At 39.0% G+C, this 236-nt stretch carries 1 pseudogene; it reads right to left on the reverse strand.

Annotated features, from left to right (window positions below):
* Positions 1–12: 12 nt before the first annotated feature.
* Positions 13–102 (reverse strand): annotated as a pseudogene (locus P6709_RS20695) (hypothetical protein); the annotation flags it as partial.
* Positions 103–236 lie beyond the last annotated feature (134 nt).

Genomic DNA, 236 nt, shown 5'->3' on the forward strand with positions numbered 1-236 from the left:
CCCGTACCTAATTTAATCACGAAATCGTCTTTGTCTTTCTTTAATTTCAAGAAAAAACGTCCAGGCTTTTTCAGCCAGCTGTTTGGTCATGCTTTCAATGTAATAGGAGCCTTGGACGTAAACGCATTGACTTGTCCACCTATACTATCAAATGCCTCAGCAATTTGCCTTAGTATGCCCCTTGCGAATAGGTCATCTCATAGCTGTGCGTATAAATTTCAAAGATATTTCCAAAT

The sequence above is a fragment of the Jeotgalibacillus sp. ET6 genome (assembly GCF_029667115.1).
Classification (GTDB): domain Bacteria; phylum Bacillota; class Bacilli; order Bacillales; family Jeotgalibacillaceae; genus Jeotgalibacillus.